The sequence below is a fragment of the uncultured Bacteroides sp. genome, from assembly GCF_947632445.1.
Classification (GTDB): domain Bacteria; phylum Bacteroidota; class Bacteroidia; order Bacteroidales; family Bacteroidaceae; genus Bacteroides.
This window is the reverse complement of record NZ_CANRPM010000001.1, coordinates 75,075-86,168: the sequence shown is the minus strand read 5'-3', so window position 1 is coordinate 86,168 and position 11,094 is coordinate 75,075. Positions and strand designations below refer to the sequence as shown.

The 11,094-nt window shown below is 48.2% G+C and carries 8 protein-coding genes; 2 read left to right on the top strand and 6 right to left on the bottom strand.

The window, feature by feature from the left end; all coding sequences use genetic code 11:
- The first annotated feature begins 84 nt into the window (after positions 1 to 84).
- Positions 85 to 1,059 carry a polyprenyl synthetase family protein gene (locus tag Q0Z70_RS00375; protein WP_298071556.1) on the top strand — a complete coding sequence of 325 codons (975 nt, stop codon included), beginning with the start codon at positions 85 to 87 and terminating at the stop codon, positions 1,057 to 1,059.
- Between the two features lie 79 nt (positions 1,060 to 1,138).
- Here Q0Z70_RS00375 and deoC read toward each other — a convergent pair whose 3' ends face one another.
- The 6 genes from deoC to mnmG all read right to left on the bottom strand — a co-directional run bounded on the left by deoC (position 1,139) and on the right by mnmG (position 7,307).
- Positions 1,139 to 2,041 carry a deoxyribose-phosphate aldolase gene (gene deoC, locus Q0Z70_RS00370; RefSeq protein ID WP_298071554.1) on the bottom strand — a complete coding sequence of 301 codons (903 nt, stop codon included), beginning with the start codon at positions 2,039 to 2,041 and terminating at the stop codon, positions 1,139 to 1,141.
- On the bottom strand, positions 2,031 to 2,366 hold the full coding sequence (locus tag Q0Z70_RS00365) for a nucleotide pyrophosphohydrolase (RefSeq protein ID WP_298071552.1): 336 nt from the start codon (positions 2,364 to 2,366) through the stop codon (positions 2,031 to 2,033). The genes deoC and Q0Z70_RS00365 overlap by 11 nt, the downstream gene beginning before the upstream one ends.
- A gap of 19 nt (positions 2,367 to 2,385) precedes the next feature.
- Positions 2,386 to 2,838, bottom strand: coding sequence for a D-aminoacyl-tRNA deacylase (gene dtd / locus Q0Z70_RS00360; RefSeq protein WP_298071550.1), 453 nt, complete (start codon positions 2,836 to 2,838; stop codon positions 2,386 to 2,388).
- A gap of 84 nt (positions 2,839 to 2,922) precedes the next feature.
- Positions 2,923 to 4,773, bottom strand: a complete 1,851-nt coding sequence (gene uvrC, locus Q0Z70_RS00355) for an excinuclease ABC subunit UvrC (RefSeq protein WP_298071548.1) — start codon at positions 4,771 to 4,773, stop codon at positions 2,923 to 2,925.
- An 82-nt stretch (positions 4,774 to 4,855) separates the two neighbouring features.
- Positions 4,856 to 5,380 carry an adenine phosphoribosyltransferase gene (locus tag Q0Z70_RS00350; RefSeq protein ID WP_298071546.1) on the bottom strand — a complete coding sequence of 175 codons (525 nt, stop codon included), beginning with the start codon at positions 5,378 to 5,380 and terminating at the stop codon, positions 4,856 to 4,858.
- A 52-nt stretch (positions 5,381 to 5,432) separates the two neighbouring features.
- Entirely contained in the window at positions 5,433 to 7,307 is a 1,875-nt protein-coding gene (mnmG, locus tag Q0Z70_RS00345; RefSeq protein WP_298071544.1) for a tRNA uridine-5-carboxymethylaminomethyl(34) synthesis enzyme MnmG, read from the bottom strand.
- A gap of 656 nt (positions 7,308 to 7,963) precedes the next feature.
- On the opposite strand from mnmG, the gene Q0Z70_RS00340 reads away from it, so the two are divergent.
- Positions 7,964 to 11,086: a TonB-dependent receptor gene (locus Q0Z70_RS00340; protein ID WP_298071542.1), complete on the top strand. Its 3,123-nt coding sequence runs from the start codon at positions 7,964 to 7,966 to the stop codon at positions 11,084 to 11,086.
- The last annotated feature ends 8 nt before the right edge of the window (positions 11,087 to 11,094 follow it).

The following is an 11,094-nucleotide window of genomic DNA, read 5'->3' as shown; positions in this document are numbered from 1 at the left end:
TTTTAATTCTTTAGGTAGGGTAAAAGTACAAAAAAATATTAGATTAACCGTTTTATTCGTATTTTTGTGCCCAAATATTGCTTCATGGAACGATCGTCAGTCATACAAGCTCCTATTTCGGCTGAGCTGGAAGACTTCAGACAACTGTTTGCCTGTTCGCTTTCCAGCTCCAATCCGTTGCTCAATCATGTCGTTGAGTACATTCGGCAGCGGAACGGGAAGATGATGCGTCCTATGCTGGTGTTGCTTTCAGCCAAACTTTACGGTGCTGTTTCTCCGGCGGCCTTTCATGCGGCTGTGGCGCTTGAACTGCTCCACAATGCCAGTCTGGTACACGACGATGTGGTGGACGAAAGCGGCGAGCGGCGCGGACAGCTTTCGGTGAACGCTGTGTTCAACAACAAGGTAGCTGTGCTCACGGGCGATTATCTGCTGGCTACGGCCCTCGTACAGGTTGCCTTGACGCACAATCACGACATCGTCGACGTGGTTTCTGCCTTAGGGCAGGACTTGGCCGACGGCGAACTGCTCCAGCTCTCCAACGTAGAGAACACCGATTTCTCCGAGTCCGTCTATTTTGAGATTATCCGTAAGAAGACAGCGATGCTCTTTGCTGCCTGCACCAAGTGCGGTGCCCTGTCGGCCGGAGCCTCTGCCGGAGACGTGGAAAAGGCGCGCCTTTTTGGAGAATACATCGGTCTCTGTTTCCAGATTAAGGATGACATTTTCGATTACTACGAAGACAAGCAGATCGGAAAGCCTACAGGCAACGACATGCACGAAGGTAAGCTGACCCTCCCTGCACTCTATGCGCTCAACGCTACGGGCAGCGAAGAGGCCCGCGCCATTGCCCTGCGGGTGAAGTCGGGTACTGCATCTGTCGATGAAATCGGCCGTTTGGTGGCTTTCACCAAAGAAAACGGCGGCATCGGGTATGCCGAAAGAGTGATGTGTGACTATCGGGAAAAGGCCTTTGCCTTGCTTCCCGCTACGGCCGATGCCGCTGTCCGCCGGTCGTTGGAGGCTTATCTCAACTATGTGGTGGAAAGACAGAAATAAAGCGTTGTCGTAAGGATAAGAGTAAAAGGCCGTTTTTCGAGGAAGAAAGCGGCCTTTTCTTTCGTGTTTCCGGGTCTGTTTAGAAGAACTTCGTTTCCTTTCCCAGTATGTCGCTCAGCAGCAGATTGGCCAAGCGGCTGGTTCCCAAGCGGAACAGCGTGTTGTTCAGCCACTCTTCGCCCAGTATTTCTTTCACGATGGAGTAGTAGACGAGGGCGTCGTTCACCGTGTTAATGCCTCCGGCAGGCTTGAAGCCGACCTTGTTACCCGTCTCTTCGTAATATTCTTTGATAGCCTGGCACATCACGTAGGCGGCTTCGGGCGTGGCGGCAGGCTGCTGCTTTCCGGTAGAGGTCTTGATGAAGTCGGCACCGGCATACATGGATAAAATCGAAGCTTTTTTGATGTTTGAGGCCGTGCGGAGGGCGCCTGTCTCAAGGATGACCTTCAGGTGCTTGTCTTTACAGGTTTCCTTCAGCTCCTGTATCTCGTCGCATACGCTCTCATAATCGCCCACGAGGAACTTGCCTACGGAGAGAACGACGTCTATCTCGTCGGCTCCGTCCATAACGGCCATGGCGGTTTCGGCTATCTTTACTTCCGTAAACGTCTGCGAGGAAGGAAATCCGCCCGACACGCAGGCTATCTTCACGTTTTCCACTTCGAGTGTGTCCCTTACGATTTCGGCGAAGTTGGGATAGACGCAGATGGCGGCCACGTTTTTCATATCGGGGAATTCTTCGTCGAAACGGTTCACATTCTGGGTGAAGCGCATCACGCTCTCGTCGCTGTCTGTGGTGTTCAGCGTGGTGAGATCGATGCAGTGGAAGAGGAATTTCTTGACTTCGGGCGTATTGTTTTCGGCTACTTTCTGTTCGGTGATGGCCTTCACTTGTGCGGCTATGTTCGCATCGTCGAGGCTGGTGTTATATTTGGCCAGCGCTTCGTCATATTTGCTTCGGGTAGGTTCTTTACTTTCCATGTTCCTTCAGTTTAGGGTTGTTGATATGTCTGTCTTGATCTCGTTTCGTTTTCTTTTCGATGCTGCGTCGGAAGGCGTCGGTCAGGTCGATGCCTGTCTGGTTGGCGATGCAGAGCAACACCCAGAAGATGTCGGCTATCTCTTCGTCCAAATTGTCCTTTTCACCGGATTTGAACGACTGGTCGCCGTATTTGCGGGCCATGACGCGGGCCAATTCACCCACTTCCTCGGTCAGTATGGCCATATTGGTCAGTTCGCTGAAGTAGCGAACGCCATACGTCTTGATCCAGTTGTCCACCTGCCTCTGTGCTTCTTCCAGTGTCATATTGCTGCATTTTGGGGGTTTATTCCTTGTTCTTGGTGTCGATGCAGATGGTGACGGGGCCGTCGTTCAACAACTCCACCTTCATGTCGGCGCCGAATTCTCCCGTGCTTATTCCCTTGCCCAGTACGGCCGAAAGGTTCTGGCAGAACCGTTCGTAGAGGGGAATTGAAATCTCCGGTTTGGCGGCACGGATGTACGACGGGCGGTTTCCTTTCCTCGTCGAGGCATGCAGAGTGAACTGGCTGATGACGAGAATGTCGCCTCCCGCATCGAGGATGGAGCGGTTCATTATGCCGTTTTCATCGTTGAAGATGCGCAGGTTTACAATCTTCTTGCAGAGCCAGTCGATGTCTTCCTGGCCGTCGGCTTCTTCGATGCCTACGAGTATCATCATGCCTTGGCCGATGGTGGCTTTGCAATGTCCGTTGATGCTCACCGAAGCGTGTGCAGTGCGTTGTATCACTACTCTCATGTCTTTTTCTTGTTTTACCGCTGACAAAGATACGAATATTTTGCAAGGATGCTATTTTCGCAGGCTGTTTTTTGGCTGGGCGGGCTATTCCGCCTCTGTTCCGTCCTTTTGCCTGCCAAAATGTTCCTGCAGGATGCGTGCTTTGGCTTCGCCTACAACGACGGCCCATTCCTGTGGCGTGGCTTCGCGGAGTCGCTTCATGCTCTTGAATTCCTTCAACAGGGCATTTTTGCTCTTTTCACCGATTCCTTTTATCTCGTCCAACTCCGAGATGGTCTGCCGCTTGCTGCGCTTATCGCGGTGAAAGGTGATGGCGTAGCGATGTACTTCGTCCTGTATGCGGGTCAGCAGATTGAATAGAGGCGTACCTTGCTTCAGCCCGATGCTTTGGGGCGGGAAGCCGAAAAGCAGTTCATTCGTGCGGTGGCGGTTGTCCTTGGCCAGCCCCGCGATGGGAATATCCAGTCCCAATTCGTCCACGACTTCTTTTACAGCGCCCATTTGTCCCTTTCCACCGTCGGTGATGATGAGGTCGGGCAGGTGTGTATTCTCTTCGATTGCCCGTTTGTATCGCCTCCATACGACTTCTTTCATCGAGGCATAGTCGTCGGGGCCTTCTACGGTTTTGATGTTGTATTTGCGATAGTCTTTTTTCGACGGCTTCCCCTTGACGAAGACCACACATCCGGCCACAGGGTCGGAACCCTGGATGTTCGAGTTGTCAAAGCACTCGATGCGCAGGGGCAGGTGGTTCAGATGTAGTTGTTGTTGGATTTCCTTCAGCAGGCGCGTGATGCGTTGTTCTGGATTTAGTTTCTCCTGTTGTTTCAGGCGATCCACCTTGTATTGCTTCACGTTCTGGATGGACAGGTCGAGCAGCTTCTTCTTGTCGCCTCGTTGGGGGATGGTGAAGGTCACGTCTTTCAATTCCATGTTCAGTTCGAAGGGTACGATGATTTCGCGTGACTGGCTTTTGTAGCGTTCGCGCATTTCGATGATGCCCAGCTGGAGCAGTTCTTCCTTGCTTTCTTCGAGCCGCTTCTTATATTCGAAGGTGAAGGCTTGGTTGATGACGCCGTTCGTGATGTGCAGATAATTGATGAAAGCGGTCTTTTCATCGGCATCTTCCTCGATGGAGAAGACGTCAATATTGTGGAGTACATTGCTGACTACTTCCGAGCGTGAGCGGTAGTTCTCTATCAACAAGTATTTTTCCTTTACCTTCTGTGCTTCCTCGAATTTCATCGCGGCGGCCAGATCCTGCATCCGTTGGTAGAGCATCTGCTCCACGTCGCGTGTGTTTCCTTTCAGAATTTCTTTGATTTCACCGATGTTTTTCAGGTATTCCTCTTGGCTTTGCTTGCCGATGCAGGGGCCGGCGCAGTTCTTGATGTGATACTCCAAGCAGATATTGAACTTGCCGGCGCGTATGTTTTCCGGGCTTAGATGAAGGTTGCAGGTGCGGATGGGATAGAGATGCTTGATGAGATCGAGAACGGCATACATGGACGGCAGATGGCTATAGGGGCCATAATAGGTTGAACCGTTGCGGATAATGCGGCGTGTTTTGAAGATGCGCGGGAAGTATTCGTTCTGGATGCAGATGCTGGGGTAGGTTTTGTCGTCCTTTAACAGGACATTGTAGCGCGGTTTGTATTTCTTGATGAGGTTGTTCTCCAGCAGTAGTGCGTCTTCCTCCGTGTTGACCACGATGTAACGGATGTCGGCAATCTTGCTCACCAATATCCTTGTCTTGCCGGAATCGTGTTCGCGGTTGAAGTATGAAGAAACTCTTCTTTTCAGGTTTTTTGCCTTTCCAACGTAGATAATGGTTCCTTCATCATTCAAATATTGGTAGATGCCGGGGCTTTCGGGCAGGTTCAGCACGATGCCTTTCAGGTAGTTGTTAAGTTTCAGTTCAGAGCCTTTGTCCATGAGAAGTCGGGGTTAAGGTAGGAAAAGAGGAGGGGCGCAGGCAGGATGTTGGAGTACATAGACCTGCCTGTACCCGATGAAATCAGAGAGAAAGTACGCTTTCGACGTCGATGTCTTTATCGAATACATCCTTGCCGTGCAGGTCTTTCAGCTCAATGATGAAGTTTACGTAGATTTTTTTAGGGTTCATCTGCTTCACCAGCTTGCAGGCTGCGGCCATGGTTCCTCCGGTAGCCAGCAGGTCGTCGTGCAGCAGGATGACGTCGTTTTCATCAATAGCGTCCTTATGCATCTGCACCTTATCCTTTCCGTATTCTTTCTCATAGCTTTCCTCGATGGTTTCGGCAGGGAGTTTGCCGGGCTTGCGTATAGGGACGAAGCCTGCACCCAGGCGAGTGGCGAGGATAGGCCCCATGATAAAGCCGCGCGATTCGATGCCCACGACCTTCGTGATTCCTTTATCCTTATACATCTCATACAGCGTGTTCGAAAGTTCCTGCAGGGCGGCAGAATTCTTGAACAAGGTGGTTACGTCGTAGAACAGAATACCTGGTATGGGGAAGTCAGGTATCTCGCGAATGTTTTTCTTAAGAATTTCTTTGTTCATAATCGCTCGTTTTATTAGGTTATTTTTTGTTTCACGTGGAACATAAGCCCCGTCAGCGGCCACAAAGTACCAGCAGCACGTTGATGTCGCTGGGAGATACGCCGGGAATACGGCTGGCTTGTGCGATGGTTTCAGGGTCAATCTTCATCAGTTTCTGCCGTGCCTCAGTGGAGAGAGACTGCAAGGAATTGTAGTCGAACTTTCCTTTGATTTTGATACTCTCCAAGCGAGCCAACTTGTCGGCAATCATGCGCTCGCGGCCAATGTAGCCGTCGTACTTGATGAGGATTTCAGTAGCCTCTAAGATTTCGTCACGACGCTCGGTTACTTTGTCCAACTCGCAGTGAAAGGCGCTGATGTGTTCGGCAATGTTGGCGATGGTTACCTGTGGGCGGTTGATGAGATCAATCAGTTTGCAGCCCTGACAGATCGGGGTGGTGCCTAATGCTTTGAGTATGGGATTGATAAGCGCCGGCTTGAGAGAGTAGCTGCGGGCGAAGTTCAAAATGCGGTTCACGGCCTCGCGCTTGCTGGTCAGCAGGTCGTAGCGGTGGCGTGTAGCCAACCCCAAGTGGTAGGCGCGTTCGGTCAGACGCATGTCGGCGTTGTCCATGCGGAGCAGGATGCGGTATTCGGCGCGCGAGGTGAACATGCGGTAGGGCTCGTCGACGCCTTTCGTTACCAGGTCGTCGATGAGTACACCGATATATGCTTCGTCACGTGCTAAGGTGAAGGGCTCGCCGCCGTGACAGTTGATGTGTGCATTGATGCCCGCGATGATGCCCTGTCCGGCAGCTTCCTCGTAGCCTGTAGTGCCGTTCACCTGTCCGGCCAGGAAAAGATTCTTGATTTTCTTCGTTTCCAGCGTATGTTTCAGCTGCGTGGGGTCGAAGTAATCGTACTCGATGGCGTAGCCGGGGCGGTAGACCACTAAGTCGCGGAAGGCGGGAATCTTCTTCAAGGCTTCCAACTGAATATCCATCGGCATGGATGACGAGAAGCCGTTCAGGTAAAGTTCCTGTGTGCTTTCGCCTTCAGGTTCTAAAAAGAGCTGGTGCTGCGGCTTGTCGGGGAAGGTGACGATTTTCGTCTCGATGCTGGGGCAATAGCGCGGCCCGATACTCTGGATTTGTCCGTTGAAGAGGGGTGAATCGGACAGGCCTCGGCGTAGCACTTCGTGAACTTCTTCGTTGGTGTAGCACGTCCAGCAGGATAGTTGGCGTAACTGTCGGGTGGGGGTGTCCAAGAAAGAAAACTTGTGGAAATCCACCTCGCCTTTTTGTACTTCCATCTCTTCGTAGTGGACGCTGCGGCCGTCGATACGCACGGGCGTGCCGGTCTTCATGCGGCCGTAGACAATACCGTGAGCGGCAATGGATTCGGTCAGTTCGTAAGAAGCAGGTTCGGCCATGCGTCCGCCGGGCAGCATGGTGCGGCCCACGTGCATCAGGCCGTTCAGGAAGGTGCCTGCGGTGACGATGATACAGTGCGCGCGGAATGTTACGCCCCACACCGTCTTTACGCCCCTGACTTCGCCATCCTCTATGAGCAGACGTTGCACGGTGTCCTGCCAGATGTGCAGATGGGGCGTGTTCTCCAGCACTTCGCGCCAGGCCCAGATGAACTTGGCACGGTCGCACTGCGCGCGGGGACTCCACATGGCAGGGCCTTTCGAACGGTTGAGCAGGCGGAACTGGATGGCGGTACGGTCCGTCACTAAGCCCATGTGTCCGCCCAAGGCGTCAATTTCGCGGACGATCTGTCCCTTGGCGATGCCGCCCACGGCGGGGTTACAGCTCATCTGCCCGATTTTGTTCATGTCCATGGTGATGAGACATGTCTCCGAACCCAAGCCTGCTGCTGCTGCAGCGGCTTCGCATCCGGCGTGTCCGGCACCTATCACGATTATGTCGTAGTTGAATACCATTGCTCTCCATTTCTTCGCTTTCGTTGGCAAAGGTACAAAAAAAAGGAGGCGAAGTACTTTTTTTAATGAAGAATTGAGAATTATCCATTACAACGGCTACCTCGTCCTCACCGTTCGAGATTATGTTGCCCACAATGTCTGCATAGACGTTTATGACACTGTTCAGACCGACAATGAAGACCAGTAACGTGTCTGTGGTTTGGATGATGACGTAAGCATTCGCCAGCTGTGCAATCTCTTCGTAAAGAATAGATCTAAGGAGGTTCTATCAGTAATTGCCTACACAACTTACAAATGGAATGAACCATCTGTGTTTATTATTTTGTATGGAAGTTATTTCTCTGTTTCTGAATCTTTTTATTTTCTTGGATGATCCTGTAAGTCTGATTCTCTATTTGCAAAATGTTATTATTTTATAAATTTGTTCGTTGGATATTTTAAAGTATTATTAAGTTTATTATATTCGCGCAATTTATAAGATTGCTTAATGATCTTCAATGTTAAATTAAAAAAACTATTTTATTTATGGGTAGTAATATTTCACGTCCCCCGCCTATGATTGTTATTCTCTTTTATATTTTATAGAATAGACTTATAAGAGAAAGAATTACTTTATTATGTTTATAAATTAACTTCTTAAATTAATATATGAGAAAATGAACAATTCCAATACCATTAAAAAAGCTGAAAAATTTATTGCATTATTCCTGTTCGGAATCTGCTGCGCAATCCCAGTAGTTCTAAACGGACAAATAATAAAGCAAGTGACAGGTATTATTGCCGATATAAACGGAGAATCTATTATAGGTGCTAGCGTTATGATTAAGGGTACATCTCGCGGAGTTACTACGGATCTTGACGGTCGTTATGTATTGCAGAACGTGGAAAACAATGCTGTTTTGAAGATTTCTTATTTAGGTTATAAAACTGAAGAAATAAAAATAGAAGGTCGTCGTAATATCAATATTACTTTGTATGAAGATTCTAAAAGTTTGACAGAAGTCGTTGTTATCGGTTATGGTGCCCAAAAAAAAGAATCATTGGCAAGCTCGGTTACAGTGATAGACAGCAAACCCTTAGCTTTGGCGTCAACGCGTAACTTGACCAATGCATTGGCTGGTCAACTTCCTGGTTTGATAGCGGTTCAACGTTCTGGTGAACCTGGCTATGACAGTTCTGAGTTTTGGATTCGTGGTGTTAGCTCGTTCAGTGGTGGCACTACTCCTTTGATCCTAGTTGACGGAGTACCTCGTTCTATGCAGGATATAGAAGCGGATGAAATAGAAACCTTTACATTGTTGAAGGATGCGGCTGCGACGGCAGTATATGGTGCCGAGGGTGCAAACGGTGTAATCCTTATCACCACTAAACGTGGTTCGGCAGACAAACCCCATATCTCCTTCCGTGCCGAGGCAACAATGTTAACCCCGACTCGCCTGCCTGAATTTATGAATGCCGAACAGACTTTGCAGCTTTATAATGAGGCTTTGCGTAACGAAGGTTCTCCAGAAGCTTATAATCCTTCTTTATATGCTGCAGGTGCCGACCGTGATCTTTATCCCGACACGGACTGGTTAGATTATATGTTGCGCGACCATACTTATAATATGCGTTATACCCTGAATGTCCGTGGTGGTTCTAATAAAGCCCGATATTTCGTATCTGGTGCCTTTTATCAAGAAAACGGTATCTTCAAGGAGGGTGATAATAATGAATATAACAATAATATCGGTGTGAAGCGTTACAACTTGCGTAGCAACATCGATTTCGATGTTACTGAGTCGACGATGGTAAAAGTCGATGTCAGTGGGCAATATCTGCAAACCAATTATCCGGGAGTTGGTACATCCACTATCTTCCAACAAATGTGCCGTACTCCGAGTTTCATTATGCCTCCTATATATTCGGATGGTACTATTGCTGGACATCCTCGCCCTTCTGCAAACCGTGTAAATCCTTATAACTCTTTGATGAATTCCGGTTATGCTAAAGAATGGCGTACTTCTATCCAGTCGAAGGTAGAATTGAATCAGAAACTGGACTTTATTACCAAAGGATTGAAATTCAAAGCTTTGGTCAGCTTTGATGCGGATATGACTTATACAGCCAAGCGTACGAAGACACCGAGCCAGTATGTTGCGACTGGTCGCGACGAAAACGGTAAACTTATTTTTAAGGAAGTTGTTCAGGGTAGCGATGCTCTTACGGAGAGTTTGGGAAGTAGTTCTAATAAAAAGATTTATTTCGAATCTTCGCTCAACTATAACCGTACATTTGCCCAAAAACATGAGATGGGTGCCATGTTGTTGTATATGCAAAAGGAAACGCAATATCATAATAATGCTTTGCCTTATAGAAAACAGGGAATAGTGGGACGTGCCACTTACGGTTACGACGGTCGTTATTTCATAGAGGGAACTTTCGGTTATACGGGTAGTGAAACCTTTGCTTCCGGTCATCGCTTCGGTTTCTTTCCTGCTGTTGGAGCGGCTTGGTATATCAGCAATGAACATTTTTATCCAGATGCGTTACGGAATATTGTCAATAAATTAAAGTTCAGAGTGTCATATGGTAAAACAGGTAACGATGATACAGGTGGTGCAAGGTTTTTATATCGTGAAACTTTGACACAAAATGCGGGCAGTTATAATTTAGGATTTGGTAGTACGGGTGCTACAGGAGGTATCGGAAACGGTATTGTAGAGGGTCGTTTTGCTGCTCCTTATTTGAGTTGGGAGATTGAAGACAAACAGAATTATGCATTGGAATTAGGCTTATTTGGCAATCGTGTAGATCTGCAGGTAGAATATTTTAACAATCGTCGACATAATATTTTGTTACAACGTCGTACAGTATCCAATGTTACGGGTTTCCAGCAAATGCCTTGGCAAAATTATGGTATTGTAAAAAACCAAGGTCTGGATGGAAATCTTGTGTTGAACCAGAAAATCAGTGATGTAAATATGAGTGCACGTTTTAATCTGACTTATGCTCATAATGAGATTGTAGAATACGATCAGGTAAAACAGGCTTATCCTTGGATGGAACTGAAAGGTACCAGCCTGAACAGCTGGAATCTTTACATTGCTGACGGGCTATATACGGAAAGTGATTTTGTCATAACAGGTGAAGGTGCTGATCGTACGTACACTCTTCGAGAAGGAGTTCCTAACGGAATTGTCAGTGGGGTCAAACCAGGTGATATCAAGTACAAGGACTTGAACGGCGACGGAATGATTAACAGTTATGATCAGGTTCAGGATGTGGGTAATCCCAGTGCACCTGAATTAATGTACGGCTTTGGGTTGAATGTAGAATGGAAGGGATGGTATGCCGGTGTATTCTTTCAGGGGGCGGGAAAGACCTCTACGGTATTAGGTGCCAACAGTCCACAAGCATTCTTCCCGTTTGTTTGGGGAATAGAAGAATCTGCTGTCCGTTCAGTGGTAGCTGACCACTGGTCGGAAGAAAATCCGAACCCCAATGCAATGTTCCCACGTTTGCATTCCGGTCAATTTGAGAACAATACAGCTGCCAGTACTTATTGGTTGCGTGATGCCAGTTTTCTTCGTTTCAAAAATATGGAGGTTGGATATAATTTCCCGAAATCATGGTTGTCCAAGCTCAACATTCAGGCACTGCGTATTTATCTAACGGGCAACAATCTGTGTGTATGGGATGATATCAAGATGTGGGATCCTGAACTGGGTAATTCAAATGGCGGTTTCGCATATCCTTTAAACCGTTCGTTCACTTTCGGTGTTGACTTTACATTTTAATTTCTAAT